This is a genomic window from Pseudomonas sp. GW823-FHT03E05, assembly GCF_058796855.1.
Genome location: NZ_JBXAJB010000009.1, coordinates 272,590 through 292,691, shown reverse-complemented (window position 1 = coordinate 292,691; position 20,102 = coordinate 272,590). Strand labels below are relative to the sequence as shown.

At 62.0% G+C, this 20,102-nt stretch carries 18 protein-coding genes and 4 tRNA genes; 18 read left to right on the top strand and 4 right to left on the bottom strand.

Annotation, left to right across the window (positions count from 1 at the left end; genetic code table 11):
• The first annotated feature begins 85 nt into the window (after window positions 1–85).
• From AC1RCO_RS29540 to AC1RCO_RS29520, 5 genes are all read left to right on the top strand, one after another.
• A complete protein-coding gene (locus AC1RCO_RS29540) occupies window positions 86–850 on the top strand; it encodes a class I SAM-dependent methyltransferase (RefSeq protein ID WP_207238994.1) in 765 nt (254 codons plus the stop codon).
• Window positions 851–901: 51 nt separating this feature from the next.
• Window positions 902–1,984: a 3-isopropylmalate dehydrogenase gene (gene leuB, locus AC1RCO_RS29535; RefSeq protein WP_011060378.1), complete on the top strand. Its 1,083-nt coding sequence runs from the start codon at window positions 902–904 to the stop codon at window positions 1,982–1,984.
• 54 nt (window positions 1,985–2,038) lie between these two features.
• Entirely contained in the window at window positions 2,039–3,151 is a 1,113-nt protein-coding gene (gene asd, locus AC1RCO_RS29530; RefSeq protein WP_103289783.1) for an aspartate-semialdehyde dehydrogenase, read from the top strand.
• Window positions 3,152–3,331: 180 nt separating this feature from the next.
• Window positions 3,332–4,342, top strand: a complete 1,011-nt coding sequence (locus AC1RCO_RS29525) for an aspartate-semialdehyde dehydrogenase (RefSeq protein ID WP_492618322.1) — start codon at window positions 3,332–3,334, stop codon at window positions 4,340–4,342.
• 205 nt (window positions 4,343–4,547) lie between these two features.
• A complete protein-coding gene (locus AC1RCO_RS29520) occupies window positions 4,548–7,136 on the top strand; it encodes a FimV/HubP family polar landmark protein (protein WP_103289786.1) in 2,589 nt (862 codons plus the stop codon).
• A gap of 77 nt (window positions 7,137–7,213) precedes the next feature.
• Here AC1RCO_RS29520 and AC1RCO_RS29515 read toward each other — a convergent pair whose 3' ends face one another.
• Window positions 7,214–7,873, bottom strand: coding sequence for a M24 family metallopeptidase (locus AC1RCO_RS29515; protein WP_103289788.1), 660 nt, complete (start codon window positions 7,871–7,873; stop codon window positions 7,214–7,216).
• A 232-nt stretch (window positions 7,874–8,105) separates the two neighbouring features.
• Here AC1RCO_RS29515 and truA point away from each other — a divergent pair, with 232 nt between their 5' ends.
• The 12 genes from truA (at window position 8,106) to AC1RCO_RS29455 (ending at window position 17,520) form a co-directional block, all read left to right on the top strand.
• Entirely contained in the window at window positions 8,106–8,930 is an 825-nt protein-coding gene (truA, locus tag AC1RCO_RS29510; RefSeq protein WP_011060382.1) for a tRNA pseudouridine(38-40) synthase TruA, read from the top strand.
• Between the two features lie 61 nt (window positions 8,931–8,991).
• Window positions 8,992–9,624, top strand: coding sequence for a phosphoribosylanthranilate isomerase (locus tag AC1RCO_RS29505; RefSeq protein ID WP_011060383.1), 633 nt, complete (start codon window positions 8,992–8,994; stop codon window positions 9,622–9,624).
• Between the two features lie 259 nt (window positions 9,625–9,883).
• Entirely contained in the window at window positions 9,884–10,804 is a 921-nt protein-coding gene (accD, locus tag AC1RCO_RS29500; protein ID WP_019094939.1) for an acetyl-CoA carboxylase, carboxyltransferase subunit beta, read from the top strand.
• Entirely contained in the window at window positions 10,801–12,108 is a 1,308-nt protein-coding gene (folC, locus tag AC1RCO_RS29495; RefSeq protein ID WP_492618321.1) for a bifunctional tetrahydrofolate synthase/dihydrofolate synthase, read from the top strand. The genes accD and folC overlap by 4 nt, the downstream gene beginning before the upstream one ends.
• Complete coding sequence (locus AC1RCO_RS29490) at window positions 12,092–12,751, top strand: SPOR domain-containing protein (RefSeq protein WP_015634906.1); 660 nt, start codon at window positions 12,092–12,094, stop codon at window positions 12,749–12,751. The genes folC and AC1RCO_RS29490 overlap by 17 nt, the downstream gene beginning before the upstream one ends.
• A gap of 98 nt (window positions 12,752–12,849) precedes the next feature.
• Entirely contained in the window at window positions 12,850–13,407 is a 558-nt protein-coding gene (locus tag AC1RCO_RS29485; protein WP_019094938.1) for a CvpA family protein, read from the top strand.
• Window positions 13,408–13,448: 41 nt separating this feature from the next.
• A complete protein-coding gene (purF, locus tag AC1RCO_RS29480) occupies window positions 13,449–14,954 on the top strand; it encodes an amidophosphoribosyltransferase (RefSeq protein WP_492618320.1) in 1,506 nt (501 codons plus the stop codon).
• Window positions 14,955–14,990: 36 nt separating this feature from the next.
• Window positions 14,991–16,202, top strand: coding sequence for an O-succinylhomoserine sulfhydrylase (locus AC1RCO_RS29475; protein WP_492618319.1), 1,212 nt, complete (start codon window positions 14,991–14,993; stop codon window positions 16,200–16,202).
• A complete protein-coding gene (locus AC1RCO_RS29470) occupies window positions 16,199–16,975 on the top strand; it encodes an SDR family oxidoreductase (protein WP_041117029.1) in 777 nt (258 codons plus the stop codon). Before AC1RCO_RS29475 ends, AC1RCO_RS29470 begins: the two co-directional genes overlap by 4 nt.
• A gap of 154 nt (window positions 16,976–17,129) precedes the next feature.
• A tRNA-Val gene (locus AC1RCO_RS29465) sits at window positions 17,130–17,205 on the top strand.
• 59 nt (window positions 17,206–17,264) lie between these two features.
• A tRNA-Asp gene (locus AC1RCO_RS29460) sits at window positions 17,265–17,341 on the top strand.
• 102 nt (window positions 17,342–17,443) lie between these two features.
• Window positions 17,444–17,520: transfer RNA gene (locus tag AC1RCO_RS29455), tRNA-Asp, on the top strand.
• Between the two features lie 8 nt (window positions 17,521–17,528).
• Here the strand turns inward: AC1RCO_RS29455 and AC1RCO_RS29450 are convergent.
• Together AC1RCO_RS29450 and AC1RCO_RS29445 are read right to left on the bottom strand one after the other, a co-directional pair.
• Window positions 17,529–17,675, bottom strand: a complete 147-nt coding sequence (locus AC1RCO_RS29450; RefSeq protein ID WP_220223966.1) for a hypothetical protein — start codon at window positions 17,673–17,675, stop codon at window positions 17,529–17,531.
• Between the two features lie 51 nt (window positions 17,676–17,726).
• On the bottom strand, window positions 17,727–19,010 hold the full coding sequence (locus AC1RCO_RS29445; RefSeq protein WP_011060391.1) for an NAD(P)/FAD-dependent oxidoreductase: 1,284 nt from the start codon (window positions 19,008–19,010) through the stop codon (window positions 17,727–17,729).
• A 187-nt stretch (window positions 19,011–19,197) separates the two neighbouring features.
• Here AC1RCO_RS29445 and AC1RCO_RS29440 point away from each other — a divergent pair.
• Window positions 19,198–19,274: transfer RNA gene (locus tag AC1RCO_RS29440), tRNA-Val, on the top strand.
• A gap of 144 nt (window positions 19,275–19,418) precedes the next feature.
• Here AC1RCO_RS29440 and catB read toward each other — a convergent pair.
• Window positions 19,419–20,054: a type B chloramphenicol O-acetyltransferase gene (gene catB / locus AC1RCO_RS29435; protein ID WP_011060392.1), complete on the bottom strand. Its 636-nt coding sequence runs from the start codon at window positions 20,052–20,054 to the stop codon at window positions 19,419–19,421.
• Between the last annotated feature and the right edge of the window lie 48 nt (window positions 20,055–20,102).

Sequence of the window (20,102 nt, the reverse complement as noted above, 5' to 3'; positions counted from 1 at the left end):
CGACGGCAAGCCGGCCCCTACGGATGGCGTTGTAGGAGCTGGCTTGCCAGCGAACGCCGTTTCCCTTGCCCAAAAGGATCGCCCCATGACCAGCAACGCCCACAGCCAGGTAGTACAGAAGCAATTTGGCGAGCAGGCTTCGGCTTACCTGAGCAGCACCGTGCACGCTCAGGGTGCCGAATTCGCCTTGCTGCAGGCCGAGGTGGCAGGCAAGGGCACAGCCCGGCTCCTGGACCTGGGCTGCGGTGCCGGCCACGTCAGTTTTCATGTCGCGCCGCAGGTCAGGGAAGTGGTGGCCTACGACCTCTCCCAGCAGATGCTGGATGTGGTGGCAGGGGCGGCGCAGGAGCGCGGGCTGGGTAACATCCGCACCGTACTGGGCGCCGCCGAGCGCCTGCCGTTCGCCGATGGCGAGTTCGACTTCGTCTTCAGCCGTTACTCGGCCCACCATTGGAGCGACCTGGGCCTGGCCCTGCGGGAAGTGCGCCGGGTACTGAAGCCGGGCGGCTTGGCGGCGTTCATCGATGTCTTGTCGCCGGGCAGTCCGCTGCTGGACACTTACCTGCAAAGCGTCGAAGTGCTGCGCGATACCAGCCATGTGCGCGATTATTCGGCGGGTGAATGGCTGCGCCAGGTCAGCGAGGCCGGCCTGCACACCCGCAGTACCAGCCGCCAGCGCCTGCGCCTGGAGTACAGCTCCTGGGTCGAGCGCATGCGCACTCCCGAGCCGTTGCGGGGGGCGATCCGCCAGTTGCAGCAGGCAATGGGTAACGAAGTGCGTGAATATTTTGAGATTGCGGTCGATGGTTCGTTCAGTACAGATGTACTGGTGCTGTGGGCCGAGCGATAGACTTTTTCCGGGCACGCCTGCGGGCGTGCCGACAGAGCAAACGAGGAACGCATGAGCAAGCAGATTCTGATTCTCCCCGGTGACGGTATTGGCCCGGAAATCATGGCCGAGGCGGTCAAGGTCCTGGAATTGGCCAACGACAAGTACAGCCTGGGCTTCGAGCTGAGCCACGACGTGATCGGCGGTGCGGCCATCGACAAGCACGGTGTGCCCCTGGCCGATGAGACCCTGGATCGTGCCCGGGCCGCCGATGCGGTGCTGCTGGGCGCCGTGGGCGGCCCGAAGTGGGACAAGATCGAGCGTGACATCCGCCCTGAGCGCGGCCTGCTGAAGATTCGTGCGCAACTGGGCCTGTTCGGCAACCTGCGCCCGGCGATCCTCTACCCGCAATTGGCCGATGCTTCGAGCCTGAAACCGGAAATCGTCTCCGGCCTGGACATCCTCATCGTTCGGGAACTGACCGGTGGCATCTACTTCGGCGCGCCACGGGGCACCCGCGAACTGGAAAACGGAGAACGCCAGTCCTACGACACCCTGCCGTACAGCGAGAGTGAAATCCGCCGTATTGCCCGGGTCGGCTTCGACATGGCCCGCGTGCGCGGCAAGAAGCTGTGCTCGGTGGACAAGGCCAACGTCCTGGCGTCCAGCCAACTGTGGCGTGAAGTGGTCGAGCAAGTGGCCAAGGACTACCCGGATGTCGAGTTGAGCCACATGTACGTGGACAACGCCGCCATGCAACTGGTGCGTGCGCCGAAGCAGTTCGATGTGATCGTCACCGACAACATGTTCGGCGATATTCTTTCCGACGAAGCCTCGATGCTCACCGGTTCCATCGGCATGCTGCCGTCGGCGTCCCTGGACGCCAACAACAAGGGCATGTACGAGCCATGCCACGGTTCGGCGCCGGACATCGCCGGGCAGGGCATTGCCAACCCGCTGGCGACCATCCTCTCGGTGTCGATGATGTTGCGCTACAGCTTCAACCTGACCGAGGCCGCGGACGCCATCGAGCAGGCCGTGAGCCGGGTCCTGGACCAGGGTTTGCGCACCGGCGACATCTGGTCGGCCGGTTGCACCAAAGTCGGTACGCAGGAAATGGGCGATGCAGTAGTCGCCGCGCTGCGGAATCTGTAATCTTTCGGGCCCACTGCACAGACAGTGGCCCACTTTTGTATAGGTGTAGTTGCGATGAAACGTGTAGGTCTGATCGGTTGGCGCGGTATGGTCGGTTCCGTGCTCATGCAGCGGATGCTGGAAGAGCAGGACTTCGATCTTATTGAACCGGTGTTTTTCACCACTTCCAATGTCGGTGGCCAGGGGCCGTCGGTGGGCAAGGATATTGCTCCGCTGAAGGACGCCTACAGCATTGAAGAGTTGAAAACCCTCGACGTGATTCTGACCTGCCAGGGTGGCGACTACACCAGCGAAGTCTTCCCCAAGCTGCGTGAAGCCGGCTGGCAGGGTTACTGGATTGACGCCGCTTCCAGCCTGCGCATGGAAGATGATGCGGTGATCATCCTTGACCCGGTGAACCGCAAGGTCATCGACCAGCAACTGGATGCCGGGACCAAGAACTACATCGGTGGCAACTGCACCGTCAGCCTGATGCTGATGGGCCTGGGCGGCCTGTTCGAAGCCGGTCTGGTGGAGTGGATGAGCGCCATGACCTACCAGGCAGCCTCCGGCGCCGGCGCGCAGAACATGCGTGAGCTGATCAAGCAAATGGGCGCGACCCACGCGGCCGTCGCTGATGACCTGGCCAACCCGGCCAGCGCCATCCTCGACATCGACCGCAAAGTGGCCGAAGCCATGCGCAGCGATGCCTATCCGACCGAGAACTTCGGCGTGCCGCTGGCCGGTAGCCTGATCCCGTGGATCGACAAGGAACTGCCCAACGGCCAGAGCCGTGAAGAGTGGAAGGCCCAGGCCGAGACCAACAAGATCCTCGGTCGCTTCAAGAGCCCGATCCCGGTGGATGGTATCTGCGTGCGCATCGGCGCCATGCGCTGCCACAGCCAGGCGCTGACCATCAAGCTCAACAAGGATGTGCCAATCGCCGATATCGAAGGGCTGATCAGCCAGCACAACCCTTGGGTCAAGCTGGTGCCGAACCAGCGTGATATCAGCATGCAGGAGCTGAGCCCGACCAAGGTCACCGGCACCCTGAACATTCCGGTGGGCCGCCTGCGCAAGCTGAACATGGGCTCGCAGTTCCTGGGCGCCTTCACTGTCGGCGACCAGTTGCTGTGGGGGGCGGCCGAGCCGCTGCGCCGCATGCTGCGGATCCTGCTGGAGCGTTGATTCTCTGAGCGCTTGAAATAGCCCGCCCCTTGCACAAGGCGCGGGCTTTTTCATGCCCACCGCAGGAGTGGGCTTGCCCGCCAAGAGTGCTTCGTTCCAGCCACAGCTCCCCCCGCGAATTGCCTCGCCACCCCGTGCCGGGTAAAGTGCCGCTCCCCCCGTTTCGCCTGAGGTAGCACCATGACTCCTTCCCTTGATATTGCCGTGATCGGTGCCACCGGTACTGTCGGCGAAACCCTGGTGCAGATTCTGGAAGAACGTGACTTCCCCGTTGCCAACCTGCACCTGCTGGCCAGTAGCGAGTCGGCCGGTCATTCGGTGCCGTTCCGCGGCAAGAACGTGCGGGTGCGTGAAGTCGACGAGTTCGATTTCAGCAAGGTCCAGCTGGCATTCTTCGCGGCCGGCCCGGCGGTGACCCTGAGTTTTGCCCCGCGTGCCACGGCGGCCAACTGCGCGGTGATCGATCTTTCCGGTGCCTTGTCTTCGGCCCAGGCGCCCAATGTCGTTCCCGAAGTCAATGCCCAGGTGCTGGCCGGCTTGAAAAAACCATTGCAACTGAGCAGCCCGAGCGCTTCGGCTACCGCCCTGGCCGTGGCGCTGGCGCCGTTGCAAGGCTTGCTGGACATCCAGCGGGTCAACCTGACCGCCAGCCTGGCGATCTCCAGCCAGGGCCGTGAGGCCGTCAGCGAGCTGGCCCGGCAGACGGCCGAACTGTTGAATGTGCGCCCCATGGAGCCACGCTTTTTTGATCGACAAGTGGCCTTCAACCTGCTGGCCCAGGTCGGCACTCCAGACGCCCAGGGCCATACCCTGCTGGAAAAGCGCCTGGTCCGGGAGTTGCGCGAGGTGCTGGGGCAGCCTTTATTAAAGATTTCTGTCACTTGCATTCAAGCGCCGGTATTTTTTGGCGATAGCTATAGCGTGACTCTGCAGTCAGGCAGCGCCGTTGACCTGGCGGCAGTCAATGCAGCACTGGAAGCGGCCCCCGGCCTGGAGCTGGTGGAGGCGGGCGACTATCCGACTGCCGTGGGTGACGCCGTGGGCCAGGATGTTGTCTATGTGGGGCGGGTTCGTTCCGGGGTCGACGACCCGACGGAACTGAATCTGTGGCTGACCTCGGATAACGTACGCAAAGGTGCGGCCTTGAACGCTGTGCAGCTGGCTGAATTGTTGATAAAAGACCTGCTGTAAAAGATACTTGGCAACAATTTGCAGAATGAATCTAGCTGGGCGCTATGCTTGGCAAGTTGCTGGAGGTGAGTGGCCGTCAGGTGCTCCCGGGGCATGCAAGAAATAATCGCGCGTCGTGGTCGTTGATGGTCCCGCGCAATGCCTGTTGGCAGCCGCTACAAAACCTTCTCGCTGGCCGAGGAATGTTCAAACAAAGGATGAGGCTATGGTTCAAGTTCGCAAACTGGTGTTAGCAATAGCGGCCGCCTCGGCGCTGTCCTCCGGTATGGCGCAGGCGCTTGGGCTTGGGGAGCTGACCCTGAAGTCGAGTCTGAACCAGCCTCTGGTAGCAGAAATCGAATTGCTCGATGTCAAGGACCTCACTGCCGCCGAGGTAGTGCCCAGCCTTGCGCCGGCAGAAGAGTTCGCCAAGGCCGGCGTTGATCGCCAGGCCTTTCTCAACGACCTGCGTTTCACCCCGATTCTCAATCCCGGCGGCAAGAGCGTGCTGCGGGTGACCTCGAGCCAGCCGCTGTCGGAGCCGATGGTCAAGTTCCTGGTGCAGGTGATGTGGCCCAACGGCCGCCTGCTGCGCGACTACAGTGTGCTGCTGGACCCATCGAAATTCTCCCCGCAGGCCGCCGCCGCTGCCCAGAGCGCGCCAGTAGGCGCCCCGGCGGTGAGTGCCCCGGTCACCCGCGCCAACAAGTCCGGCAAGCCGGAGCAGTACACCACCTCGGCCCGTGACACCTTGTGGGAAATCGCCGCCAAGAACCGCAACGGTGCCTCTATCCAGCAGACCATGCTGGCGATCCAGGCGCTGAACCCGGATGCCTTTATCGATGGCAACATCAATCGGCTGAAGACCGGCAAGGTGCTGCGCCTGCCCGATGTGGTGCAGAGCACCGCGCTGCCGCAGCCCAAGGCAATTGCTGAAGTGGCGGCGCAGAATGCTGCCTGGCGCCAGGGCCGCCGCGCCGGTGCCCGTGGCCAGCAGCAGGTGGACGCGACTCGTCGCGCCGGTGCCGACAAGACGCCCAAGCAGGTCAACACCAAGGACAACCTGAGCCTGGTGTCCGCTGAAAACGGCAAGACCCGGGGCAAGGGCGCAGCCGGCGATGCCAAGGCGCTGAACAACAAGCTGGCGGTGACTCAGGAAAGCCTCGACGCAACCCGTCGTGACAACGCCGAGCTCAAGGAGCGCATGGCGGACCTGCAAAGCCAGCTGGACAAGCTGCAGCGCCTGATCGAATTGAAGAACAACCAGTTGGCCAAGATGCAGGCCGAGGGCGCAGGTACTGCGGTACCTAGTGCCCAGCCAGCTCCGGCAATGCCAGCTGAGTTGGTGGCCAAGCCCGAAACGCCAGCCCCAGTGGTGGCGCCAGCGGCCCCGGCCAGCGAGCCGGCTGCCAAGCCTGCTGAGGATGCCGTTCCCGCCAAGAGCGACGAGGATAAATACTCCGATCTGCTGACCAACCCGATCCTGCTGGGGCTGGTGGGTGGTGGTGCGGTATTGGCCTTGTTGCTGCTGTTGCTGTTGCTGGCTCGTCGCCGCAAGGCTCAGCAGGAAGCGGAGAAGCACTTGCGCATGGCGCGGGCACTGTCGGAGGAGAGCGATTTCACCGAGGAAATGGACCTGCCGGAAAGCAGCTTCGAAGGCCTTGAGGTTCCAGCCCCAAGCGTTAATCTCGCTCCAGCTCCAGCTCCAGCTCCAGCTCCAGCTCCAGCGCCGGTGGTGGCGCCCGCTCCGGTAGCCCCGGTCGAGCGCGCCACCGATGTGCTGGGCCAGGCTCAGAATCACATCGATGCCGGCCGCCTGAACCAGGCCGCGGCGATTCTCGAAGAAGCGGTCAAGTTGGAGCCGCAACGCAGTGATCTGCGTCTGAAGCTGATGGAGGTCTACGCGCATCAGGGGGACCGCAGCGCCTTTGTCGCCCAGGAGCGGCAGTTGGTGGCCAATGGCGATAACCACGCTCAGGTCGAGCAACTGAAAAGTCGCTTCCCGGCAATGGTCGCGGTAGCGGCGGCAGCTGGCCTGGCCACTGCGGCCGTGGCAGCCGAACTGGATGCCGAGTACGTCAAGGAGCTGCTGCAGGACGAACCGCCAGCGCCTGAGCCGGCTGCTCCGGTAGAAGGCCTGGATGCGGATTTTGACCTGAGCCTGGATGACCTGGAGGCGGCTTCACCGGCAGTGCTCACCCCTGAACCTGAAACCGAGCTGGAAGACTTCCCGCTGGATGACGACCTGAGCTTTGGCTCGGTGCTCGAGCAGCAGCTTGCTCCCGAGGAAAACCTGGACGACCTGGGTGATTTCGATCTGGACCTGGGGGCTGATCTACCGGCGGCGAAGCCGAGCGATGAAGATTTCCTGCTGAGCCTGGATGACGACCTCAAGGACCTGCCGGCAGGCGACGTGCCTACCGTCACTGACCCGGCCCTGGATGACCTGGACCTGTCGGCGGACTTCGATCTGTCCCTGGCCGATGAGCTGGATGCTGGCGCGGACTCCAAGGACGCCTTCACTTCCGAGCTGGATGATGTCAACGCTGAACTGGATCGTCTGAGCCAGAGCCTTGATCAGCCGGAGCCGGCGATCCCCAGCTTCACTGCCGAGGATGCCGCTGCAGCGCCTGATGAGGCGGACTTCGACTTCCTCTCCGGCAGCGACGAGGTGGCCACCAAGCTCGATCTGGCCCAGGCCTATATCGATATGGGGGATAACGACGGTGCGCGGGACATCCTCGGTGAGGTGCTGAGCGAAGGTAACGAAGGGCAGAAGAGCGAAGCCCAGGAGATGTTGGGGCGACTGGCCTGAAGCAACCTGATGCTTGAACAGAACGGCAGCCGATGAGGCTGCCGTTTTTGTTGGTGGCGCTGCGGTGGCGGTGAGGCTCAGGCCAGCAGGTCTTCGTAAAAGGCACCGAAGGGCCGGGTAGGGTGGGAGATCTGGATTTCCAGGATCCACAGACCCACTTGCGGGCAGGCGGCGAAATCTCCCAGGTCCCCAGCGCGGTAGATGGCGTGGGGAAAGTCGCTGACCCGATGGCCCTTGATATCCAGATTGAGTACCCAGCCCATGGCTCGGGCCTGTTCCTGTGCATAGCGATAGAGTTCAGGGCCAGCCATCTGGTGGCTCTGCCAGTGGTCGTGGACCTGGTCGAACAGGCTTTTCGCCGCGGCGGCACAGGCATGCATTTCAGCGTCGTCGCCGACCACGAACGTCGCCCCGCAATCACCTTCATGGCGATCCCAGACCACGCCCAGGTCGATGAAGAACAGATCGTTTTCCTGGAGTAGCGGATCGCCATCGGAGCGTTGCTTGAAGGTTTTCAGGGTATTGGCGCCAAAGCGGATCAGCAGCGGATGCCAGATTCGCTCCATACCCATCTCCCGCAGGACTTCCAGGCCCATTTCCCTGGCGGCGGATTCCTGCATGCCTGGCTTGACCTGCCGGGCGATCTGCCCGATGGCCTCCCAGGTCATGCGCTTGGCATGGAGCATGCCCTCCAGGCTGTAGGCCAGGCCTACGGCTTCTTTGCTGGTTGCGATCATTCATCGGTTCTCGATCAGGGGGGGGGCTTTGTTGTTTTCGATATATAAAAAACTATATAGCGTTTGCCCGGGGGCGGATGCAATCGCCCTGTGGGCGGCTGTATGGCTGATCAATCTGCAAACAAAGCCCGACAGCCCGTGGCGTCTATTGTCTGCGGCCCTATAATGAGCGCCTTTGCGCATATCAGCAGGCTGTAAGTTCTTGGCAAATATAGATAACCCGGCCGCCGAAATGGCAGCCGAAGGCTTTTCCCGAATCGCCCTGGGTGTGGAATACAAGGGCTCGCGCTACCGCGGCTGGCAGCGTCAGGCTTCCGGTGTGCCCAGTGTCCAGGAAACCCTGGAGAAGGCCCTGTCCCGGGTCGCGGATTCTCCGGTGGTGGTGTCCTGTGCCGGACGCACCGATGCCGGGGTGCATGCCTGCGGGCAGGTGGTGCATTTCGATACTCAGGCCGTGCGTTCGATGAAGGCCTGGGTGATGGGGGCCAATATCAATTTGCCCCACGACATCAGCGTCAGCTGGGCCAAGGAGATGCCCGCGCATTTTCACGCACGGTTCAAGGCGATCGCCCGGCGTTACCGTTATGTGATCTACAACGATCAGATCCGTCCAGCCCATCTCAACGAAGAAATCACCTGGAACCACCGGCCGCTGGATATCGAGCGCATGGCCCAGGCTGCCGCGTTCCTGGTGGGCACCCATGATTTCAGCGCGTTCCGGGCCGGGCAGTGCCAGGCCAAGTCGCCGATCAAGGAGATCCATCACCTTCGGGTCACCCGGCACGGCAAGATGATCGTCCTGGATATTCGTGCCAGCGCCTTCCTGCATCACATGGTGCGCAACATCGCCGGGGTGCTGATGACCATCGGTGCCGGCGAGCGGCCGGTGGAGTGGGCGCGAGAAGTGCTGGAAAGCCGGATCCGGCGTACCGGCGGCGTCACCGCCCATCCTTTTGGTCTGTACCTGGTGCAGGTCGAATACAAGGACGAGTTCCAGTTGCCCGAGCGATACATCGGGCCACATTTCCTCAGCGGATTCTCGGAACTTGACGGCTGACGCCCGGAAAAGCATTTGCTACCATCCGGGACTTTCCGGATTTGCCCCCGAGGTTCATGACATGCCAGCTGTTCGCAGCAAGATCTGCGGGATTACCCGCATAGAAGATGCGCTGGCAGCAGTGGCGGCGGGGGCCGATGCCATCGGCCTGGTGTTCTATGCCAAGAGCCCGCGGGCGGTGAATGTGCAGCAGGCGCGGGCAATCATCGCCGCCTTGCCGCCGTTCGTGACCAGCGTCGGCCTCTTCGTCAATGCCAGTCGTTGCGAGCTGGGGGAGATCCTCGACGCCGTACCGCTGGACTTGCTGCAGTTTCATGGCGATGAGTCGGCGGCTGATTGCGAGGGCTATCACCGGCCCTATATCAAGGCGTTGCGGGTCAAGGCCGGGGATGACATCGCGGCGGCCTGCCTGGCCTATCCGCGGGCCAGCGGGATTCTGCTGGATACCTATGTCGAAGGCGTGCCGGGTGGAACCGGCGAGGCGTTCGACTGGTCCCTGGTTCCTCAGGGGCTGAGCAAGCCGATCATTCTTGCCGGTGGCCTCACGCCAGATAACGTGGCGGCAGCCATCGCCCGGGTGCGCCCGTATGCGGTGGATGTCAGCGGCGGGGTGGAGCAGGGCAAGGGCATCAAGGACCCGGCAAAGATTCAGGCATTTATGCAGGCAGTGCGTCGCAGCAACGAGTCGATGTGACGGCTGGCAGTCTGCCGCCGTCCATAACACCACTGTACAAAACAGGCAGGCGTCGCCTTCAGGCGGGGTCGGAATCGAGTGGCAACCGCTCTGGAGCGGGTTGTCGGGATGGCTGAGGAAAGGTTCGTTGCAGGCAGGTCGAGCCCGGTGCTGACCGCGGCAGCGAACTGATCATCGCCGCACACATGAATTTAGCTCAAGGGCATACACGGGGCTGCGAACCAGAGCGTTCGGGCCGCCGGTACTGGAGAAAGAAAGCATGAGCAACTGGTTAGTAGACAAACTGATCCCTTCGATCATGCGTTCCGAGGTGAAGAAAAGCTCGGTGCCTGAAGGTCTTTGGCACAAGTGCCCATCCTGCGAGGCGGTGCTCTATCGTCCGGAGCTGGAAAAGACCCTGGATGTTTGCCCCAAGTGCAACCACCACATGCGCATCGGTGCGCGTGCCCGTATCGATATCTTCCTCGACGCCGAAGGCCGTGCCGAACTGGGCGCTGACCTGGAGCCAGTGGACCGTCTGAAGTTCCGCGACGGCAAGAAGTACAAGGACCGCCTGACCGCTGCGCAGAAGCAGACCGGCGAGAAAGATGCGCTGATCTCCATGAGTGGCACCCTGCTGGGCATGCCGGTGGTGGTCTCGGCTTTCGAATTTTCCTTCATGGGGGGCTCCATGGGCGCCATCGTCGGCGAGCGTTTCGTGCGCGCCGCCAACTACGCCCTGGAAAATCGCTGCCCGATGATCTGCTTCTCCGCCTCCGGTGGTGCGCGGATGCAGGAAGCCCTGATCTCTCTGATGCAGATGGCCAAGACCTCCGCGGTACTGGCGCGCTTGCGTGAAGAAGGCATCCCGTTCATCTCCGTGTTGACCGACCCGGTCTACGGCGGCGTTTCCGCCAGCCTGGCGATGCTGGGCGACGTGATTGTCGCCGAGCCAAAAGCCCTGGTGGGCTTCGCCGGTCCTCGAGTGATCGAGCAGACCGTGCGGGAAAAACTGCCTGAAGGTTTCCAGCGCAGTGAGTTCCTGCTGGAGCATGGTGCGATCGACATGATCATCTCCCGTCAGGAACTGCGTCCGCGCCTGGGCAATCTGCTGGCTCAGCTGATGGGCCTGCCGACGCCGGAATTCGTCGCGGCGCCGGTCGAGCCGATCGTGGTGCCGCCGGCTCCAGCAAACCTATGACCCAACGTACCCTGGGCGAATGGCTCGCCTACCTCGAGCAGTTGCACCCCTCGGCCATCGACATGGGGCTGGCGCGCTCGCAGCAGGTAGCGTCCCAGATGGGGCTGGGCAAGCCGGCGCCCCGGGTGGTCACGGTCACCGGTACCAATGGCAAGGGCTCTACCTGCGCTTTTGTCGCTTCCCTGCTGCGGGCCCAGGGCCTGCAGGTGGGGGTCTACAGTTCGCCGCACCTGCTGCGCTATAACGAGCGGGTGCAGATCAATGGCGTCGAGGCCACTGACGAGCAGTTGTGCGAAGCCTTTGCTGCGGTAGAGGCGGGGCGCGGCGAAGTCACCCTGACTTACTTCGAGATGGGCACTCTGGCAGCGTTCTGGCTGTTTCAGCAGGCGGCGCTGGATGCCGTGGTCCTGGAGGTGGGGTTGGGTGGCCGCCTGGATACGGTCAATCTGGTGGATGCCGACCTGGCGCTGGTGACCAGTATTGGTGTCGATCACATCGAATACCTGGGCGATTCCCGCGAATCCGTGGCCTTCGAGAAGGCCGGGATCTTTCGTCCTGGCGCTCCGGCGCTATGTGGCGACCTGGATCCGCCGCAACCCTTGCTGGACAAGGCGCGGGAGCTGGGCTGCCCGTTTTTCCTGCGGGGGCGGGACTTTGATCTTGGGGGCACTGACCAGCATTGGCAGTGGCGTGGCCTGGATGCCCAGGGCAAGCCGGTCGAGCTGCAAGACCTGCCATTGCTGGATCTGCCTATGGAAAATGCCGCTCTGGCGTTGCAGGCCTATCTGCTCACCGGTTTGCCATGGCAGCCGGAGCGGATCAGCGCGGCCTTGCGCCAGACCCGGGTTACCGGGCGTCTGGATCGCCGGCAGGTCGACTGGCAGGGCAAGCGCCTGAACCTGCTGCTGGACGTCGGTCACAACCCCCATGCCGCCCAGTACCTGGCTGAGCGCCTGGCGCGCCGGCCTGTGCCGGGCAAGCGTCTGGCGGTGTTCGGGCTACTGGCGGACAAGGATCTGGAGGGCGTGATTGGCTGCCTGAAAGGGGCGGTCCGGCACTGGGCGGTAGCGCCTCTGGATACGCCGCGGGCGCGCCCGGTGGAGGATTTGCAGCAGGCTCTGGAGAACCTTGGTGCTCCGGTAGCGTCCTATTCCAGTGTGGCTGCCGCGCTGGAAGCGCAATGCGCGCAAGCCACTGCAGATGACGAAATTCTGCTGTTCGGTTCTTTTTATTGTGTTGCCGAGGCGCTTGAGTGGCTCGCCCGGCGCTCCACGGAGGAAGCTGCACATGGCAATGCTGGATAACGTCTACAAGCAGCGAATGGTCGGAGCACTGGTGTTGGTGGCCTTGGCGGTGATCTTTCTGCCAATGCTGTTCTCGCGCGAGGATGAGCAGCGTCATGTGACGGTGGATGTGCCGTCGGCGCCGCAAGCCGCGGCCATGCCGCAGGTCCAGGTCGAGCCGGTAGTTGTGCCTGAGCCTCAGGTACTGCCCGAGGGCTCTGTGCCAGCCGACGAGCACGAGCCTGTGGTGCAACAAGCGCCATCGACCCCGATCGCACCGGCCCCGGTGGTGGCTCCTGCTCCGACCGTGGCCAGCAAGCCTGCGCCTGTGGCCAAGCCTGCGCCGACACCGGCTCCGGTTCCGCCGCAGCCCGTGGCCAGTGCCAAGCCCGATACCAGCCAGAGCCGGGTCGATGCCAATGGCTTGTCCGTCAGTTGGTCGGTGCAACTGGCCAGTCTGTCGAGCCGTGAAAGCGCGGAAAACCTGCAGAAAACCCTGCGCAGCCAGGGTTATAACGCCTATATCCGTTCCGCCGAAGGCAAGAACCGGGTATTTGTCGGGCCGCTGATCGAGCGCGCCGAAGCTGATCGCCTGCGTGACCTGCTGGGGCGTCAGCATAATCTCAAGGGCTTCGTGGTGCGCTTCCAGCCAGAGCGTGGCTAAGGCTATCCGCTTGATTTTAAAAGCACAGTGAATCGCAGCTTACCGACAGCCAAGCGCTCTGTTAAAATGCGCCGCCTTATCCGTCTGTAGGCTGCACTGTGCCATTTACCTGGGTTGACTGGGCGATCGTTGCAATAATCGCCATCTCCGCTTTGATCAGCTTGAGCCGCGGTTTCGTCAAAGAAGCCTTGTCGTTGCTTACCTGGATCATCGCAGGAGTCGTTGCCTGGATGTTTGGTGGCTCACTGTCCGAGTACCTTGGCGGTTATATCGAAACTCCCTCGGCTCGCGTGATCGCGGGCTGCGCAATCATGTTTGTCGCCACCTTGCTGGTGGGGGCAATGGTCAACTATCTCATCGGCGAGTTGATTCGCGTCACCGGCCTCTCCGGGACCGATCGATTCCTCGGCATGGCCTTCGGCGCTGCGCGTGGCGCGCTGCTGGTGGTCGTGGCGATCGGGCTCCTGAGCCTGGGGCCGGTACAGCAGGATTCCTGGTGGCAACAGTCGCGACTGGTGCCACAATTTCTATTGGTTGCAGACTGGTCCAAGAACCTCATATTGGGGTGGAGCAGTCAGTGGCTGGCCAGCGGTATCAGCGTACCCGCTGAAATACCGTTCAAGGAGCACCTCTTACCGGCCAAAACGCCTCAGTAAGATGGGTTCAGTTCAGTTTCATTAAGTAGGGGTTGCGTCGCATGTGTGGCATCGTCGGTATCGTCGGTAAGTCGAACGTCAATCAGGCGCTGTATGACGCGCTAACCGTCCTCCAGCACCGCGGCCAGGACGCTGCCGGTATCGTGACCAGCCATGATGGCCGGTTATTCCTGCGCAAGGACAACGGCCTGGTGCGTGATGTGTTCCAGCAGCGGCACATGCAGCGCCTGGTAGGCCACATGGGCATCGGCCATGTCCGCTATCCAACCGCGGGCAGCTCGACCTCGGCCGAGGCTCAGCCGTTCTACGTCAACTCGCCTTACGGCATCACCCTGGCGCACAACGGCAACCTGACCAATGTGGAGCAGTTGGCCAAGGAGATCTACGAGTCCGACCTGCGCCACGTCAACACCAACTCCGACTCTGAAGTGCTGCTCAACGTGTTCGCTCACGAGCTGGCCCAGCGCGGCAAGTTGCAGCCTACCGAGGAAGACGTGTTTGCCGCCGTCACCGACGTGCACAACCGTTGCGTGGGTGGCTACGCGGTGGTGGCCATGATCACCGGCTACGGCATTGTCGGTTTCCGTGACCCCCACGGTATCCGTCCGATCGTCTTCGGCCAGCGTCATACCGACGAAGGCGTGGAATACATGATCGCCTCGGAAAGCGTTTCCCTGGATGTGCTGGGTTTCACCCTGATTCGCGACCTGGCTCCGGGCGAAGCGGTCTACATCACTGAAGAGGGCAAGCTCTATACCCGCCAGTGCGCCACCAACCCGCAACTCACGCCGTGCATCTTCGAGCACGTATATCTGGCCCGCCCGGATTCGATCATTGATGGCGTCTCGGTGTACAAGGCGCGCCTGCGCATGGGTGAGAAGCTGGCAGAGAAGATCCTGCGCGAGCGCCCTGAGCACGATATCGACGTGGTGATCCCGATTCCGGATACCAGCCGCACTGCGGCGCTGGAGCTGGCGAACCATCTGGGGGTCAAGTTCCGCGAAGGTTTCGTCAAGAACCGCTACATCGGCCGTACCTTCATCATGCCGGGCCAGGCGGCGCGGAAGAAATCCGTACGCCAGAAGCTCAATGCGATCGAACTGGAATTTCGCGGCAAGAACGTGATGCTGGTGGACGACTCCATCGTCCGTGGCACCACCTGCAAGCAGATTATCCAGATGGCCCGTGAAGCGGGCGCGAAGAACGTCTACTTCTGCTCGGCTGCACCTGCCGTGCGTTACCCGAACGTGTATGGCATCGACATGCCGAGCGCCCACGAGTTGATCGCCCACAATCGTTCGACCCAGGACGTGGCAGACCTGATCGGCGCCGACTGGCTGATCTACCAGGACTTGCCGGACCTGATCGAGGCGGTCGGTGGTGGCAAGATCAAGATCGAGACCTTCGACTGCGCGGTGTTCGACGGCAAGTACGTTACCGGCGACGTCGACGAGGCCTACCTGAACAAGATCGAGAACGCTCGTAACGATGCGTCCAAGGCCAAGACCCAGGCGGTCAGCGCCATCATCGATCTGTACAACAACTGATCCGAGCATTTTAAGAAGACATTAGGAGTAGGCGGCATGAGTCAGGATTGGGATGCCGGTCGGCTGGACAGCGACCTTGAAGGCGTAGCGTTCGATACCCTGGCGGTGCGCGCTGGCCAACACCGCTCGCCGGAAGGCGAGCACGGTGACCCGATGTTCTTCACCTCCAGCTATGTGTTCCGTACGGCCGCCGATGCGGCGGCGCGGTTTGCTGGCGAAGTGCCGGGCAACGTCTATTCGCGCTACACCAACCCCACCGTGCGTTCCTTCGAAGAGCGCATCGCGGCGCTGGAAGGGGCTGAGCGGGCTGTGGCGACCGCCACTGGCATGGCGGCCATTCTCTCGGTGGTCATGAGCCTGTGCAGCGCCGGCGATCATGTGCTGGTGTCGCGCAGCGTGTTCGGCTCCACCATCAGCCTGTTCGAGAAGTACTTCAAGCGCTTTGGTGTTGAAGTCGATTACGTGCCTCTGGCGGACCTGTCCGGCTGGGATGCGGCGATCAAGAGCAATACCAGGCTGCTGTTCGTCGAGTCGCCCTCCAATCCGCTGGCCGAGCTGGTGGATATCGCCGCGTTGGCGGAGGTGGCCCATGCCAAGGGCGCAATGCTGGTGGTGGATAACTGTTTCTGCACTCCGGCTTTGCAGCAGCCGTTGAAGCTGGGAGCGGACGTGGTGGTGCATTCGGCGACCAAGTTCATCGACGGCCAGGGTCGTTGCATGGGCGGCGTGGTGGCCGGGCGCAGCGAGCAGATGAAAGAAGTGGTGGGTTTCCTGCGTACCGCGGGGCCGACCCTGAGCCCGTTCAACGCCTGGATCTTCCTCAAGGGCCTGGAAACCCTCAACCTGCGGATGCGTGCTCATTGTGCCAATGCCCTGGCCCTGGCTGAGTGGCTGGAGCAGCAGGACGGCGTCGAGAAGGTGCACTACGCAGGCCTTGCCAGCCATCCGCAGCACGAGCTGGCCAAGCGTCAGCAGCGTGGTTTTGGCGCGGTGGTGAGTTTTGAGGTCAAGGGCGGCAAAGAGGGCGCCTGGCGCTTTATCGATGCCACGCGACTGATCTCCATTACCGCCAACCTCGGCGACAGCAAAACCACCATCACCCATCCGAGCACCACGTCCCACGGGCGCCTGGCGCCTCAGGAGCGTGAAGCGGCGGGCATTCGCGACAGCCTGATCCGCATCGCGGTGGGGCTGGAGGACGTGGTCGACCTGCAAGCCGACCTGGCTCGCGGCCTGGCAGCCTTGTGATCGAGTTGTCCACGCCCCAGGGCGGCGGCAACGGGCGTGTCGCGCTGGTGACCGGCGCGGCCCGGGGTATCGGCCTGGGTATCGCTGCCTGGCTGATCAGCGAAGGCTGGCAGGTGGTGTTGACCGACCTCGATCGTGAGCGTGGCTCCAAGGTGGCCAAGGTGCTGGGTGAAAGCGCCTGGTTCATCACCATGGACGTGGCCGATGAAGTGCAAGTGGCCCAGGGGGTGGCTGAGGTGCTGGGGCAGTTCGGGCGTCTCGACGCCCTGGTCTGCAATGCTGCTGTGGCTGACCCGCACAACATCACCCTGGAAAGCCTGGATCTGGCCTACTGGAATCGTGTCATGGCGGTGAACCTGGGCGGGCCGATGCTGCTGGCCAAGCACTGTGCGCCGTATTTGCGCGCCCATGGCGGCGCCATCGTCAATCTGGCCTCTACCCGCGCCAGGCAATCGGAGCCTGACAGCGAAGCCTACGCGGCGAGCAAGGGGGGGCTGCTGGCCTTGACTCATGCCCTGGCGATCAGCCTGGGGCCGGAGATTCGGGTCAATGCGGTAAGCCCCGGCTGGATCGATGCCCGGGATCCTGCGGTGCGTCGCGCAGAGCCGTTATCCGATGCCGATCATGCCCAGCATCCAGCAGGCAGGGTAGGGACGGTGGAAGATGTGGCCTCCATGGTGGCCTGGCTGCTGTCCCGCAATTCGGGCTTTGTCACCGGCCAGGAATTCGTGGTGGACGGTGGCATGACCAAGAAAATGATTTATCAGGAATAAGGGTGGTAGCGAGTTTGTGGCTGCAAGCCCAAGAGGAGCACCTCTGGCTCTTGGTGCGAAGTTTCTGCTTGCTGCTGTTTTTGAAAAAAACTTCAAGCCTGCTATTGACTTAGCTTCGTTACCTGCGTAAATTTCGCGGCCTCAGCGAAGCAAAGGGTGATTAGCTCAGCCGGGAGAGCGTCTGCCTTACAAGCAGAATGTCGGCGGTTCGATCCCGTCATCACCCACCATTCCCTGAGTCTCTTTCGCAAGAAAGAGGGAAGCTTCCAAGGAAGCCTCCAACCGACGCGCAGCGGTAGTTCAGTCGGTTAGAATACCGGCCTGTCACGCCGGGGGTCGCGGGTTCGAGTCCCGTCCGCTGCGCCATATTTTCCAGGTCGGGTTCGCCTGGCTTGAGATTGAGGAAGCATCGAAGCTCTTCAATCAGATGATTTAAACGGTTCACATGGACGCAAGTCCAAGCGATACGCAGCGGTAGTTCAGTCGGTTAGAATACCGGCCTGTCACGCCGGGGGTCGCGGGTTCGAGTCCCGTCCGCTGCGCCATATCAGCCTCAAGGATCACTGAACGCCTTGAAGCAACGAAATAAGCCAACAGCTTGTTTCGCATCGATAGCAAAGACCCTGGTCGCAAGACCGGGGTTTTTTGTTTTCGGGAATCGCTCTTTGGCAGCGTCTTTTGCTTGCTGCTGATCGAACACAAAAAACCGCCTGCTCGGCGGTTTTTTTGTGCTTGTAAGGAGGTTTGGCTTTCAGAAGCCGAGCTTGTCCCGAAGGCTGTAGTACCAAGCGCCCAGGGCGGTGAATGGCGTGCGCAGCAACTGGCCGCCGGGGAAGGGGTAGTGAGGCAGGTCGGCAAAGGCGTCAAAGCGCTCAGCCTGGCCGCGCAGGGCCTCCGCCAGGACTTTCCCGGCCAGGTGGGTGTAGGTCACGCCGTGGCCGCTGCAGCCCTGGGAGTAGTAGATATTGTCCCCCAGGCGCCCAACCTGGGGCAGGCGCGACAGCGTCAGCAGGAAGTTGCCGGTCCAGGCGTAATCGATCTTCACGTTCTGCAGTTGCGGGAAGGCCTTGAGCATCTTCGGTCGGATGATGGCCTCGATGTTCGCCGGGTCGCGGGCGCCATACACCACGCCGCCACCGAAAATCAGGCGCTTGTCGCCGGAGAGGCGGTAGTAGTCCAGCAGGTAGTTGCAGTCTTCGACGCAGTAATCCTGGGGCAACAGGCTGGCTGCCAGCTCATCGCTCAGGGGCTCGGTGGTGATGACCTGGGTTCCGCAAGGCATGGACTTGGCTGCCAGCTCCGGAACCAGATTGCCCAGGTAGGCATTGCCGGCAACGATGATGAATTTGGCGCGGACCTTTCCTTGGGGTGTGTGGACCACCGGATTGGCGCCGCGCTCGATGCGGATTGCCGGGGACTGTTCATAGAGGGTGCCGCCCAGCGACTCCACGGCAGCCGCTTCACCCAGTGCCAGGTTCAGTGGATGGATGTGGCCGCCGCTCATGTCGAGCATGCCGCCCTTGTATTGATCGCAGGCCACGATTTCGCGGATACGCCGCTCATCCAGCAATTCCAGCTGGGTGTGGCCGTAGCGCTCCCACAGGCGCTTCTGCGACTCCAAATGACCCATCTGCTTGCTGGTCAGTGCTGCGAATACACCACCGTCCTTCAGATCGCACTGGATCTGGTATTTGGCCACCCGTTCACGAATGATCCGGCCGCCCTCAAAGGCCATCTGCCCCAGCAGTTGTGCCTGCTTGGGGCCGACGCTGCGTTCGATCACGTCGATATCGCGGCTGTAGCTGTTGACGATCTGCCCGCCATTGCGCCCTGAAGCGCCAAAGCCGACCTTGGCGGCCTCCAGTACGGTCACACGAAAGCCGTTTTCCAGGAGGAACAGGGCGCTGGACAGGCCGGTATAACCCGCACCGATCACGCAGACATCGGTTTCAATCTCGCCTTGGAGCATCGGACGTTCCGGAGCCGCATTGGCCGATGCCGCGTAATAGGACTGTGGGTAGGGAATGTTCGCCATCCTGCGACCTCATGTGTTTAATATATTTTACGAGTGCGCCGATGCTACCTGAGTTGCAAATGAGCTGCCAGACAGAAGAAAAAACTTCTTCATCCCACGAAAATTAAAAAATTCGCATATTCATAGGCTTAGCTGCAAAAAAGGTGTTGACACCCCTTTGGAATTCCGTAGAATGCCGCCTCACAGCAGGCACGTAGCTCAGTTGGTTAGAGCACCACCTTGACATGGTGGGGGTCGTTGGTTCGAGTCCAATCGCGCCTACCAAACAAAATCCGCTCTGCTGGGCGGTCTAGAAGGGGTTCACCGAAAGGTGAGCCCCTTTTTTGTTTCTGGCCATTTTGATGGCTTTGCACGATCCGCCAAGAAGCCCACTGGCATTGCAGCGCTCGCTGCGATCTTGGCCAGTGATCAGTCGGGGCGGATGTGCTCCTGCCAATGTTCAAACAGCGCCTCGACATTGGCACTGGTCATCAGTGGCATCACTGCTTTCAACTGCTCGCTGCTCCAGTTCCACCACTGCATTTCCACAAGCATCTCGATACGCCGATCATCGAAGCGCTTGCGAATCGTCTTGGCGGGGTTACCGCCGATGATTGCGTAGGGTTCCACGTCCCGTGTCACCAGGGCTCGAGTGCCTATCACGGCGCCATCGCCGATCCTGATGCCCGGCATGACAATGGCTTCGGAACCGATCCAGACGTCATTGCCTATCACCGTGTCGCCTGCGGCTTGATATCCATTCTGCGCGCCCGCGAAGGCCGGTTCCTCGGGCATCCAGTAGAGCGGAAAGGTGCTGATCCACTCGCTTCTATGCCCCTGGTTGCCGGCCATGATGAATGCGGCTCCCGAGCCGATTGAGCAGAAAGAGCCGATTATCAGCTTGTCCGCACCTTCCTCGTGGGGCAGGTAGCGCGCGCACTCATCGAAACTATGGCCGTGGTAGTAGCCTGAGTAGTAGCTGAAACGACCTACTCGAATATTCGGGTGGGTGACTTGCCGATCAAGCGTGATGCCCTTGAAGGGGCTATCGAAGTAGTTGTTCATCGGGACTCTGCTCCATGTCTTCAGCGTCCTCTGCATTTGCCGCATCGG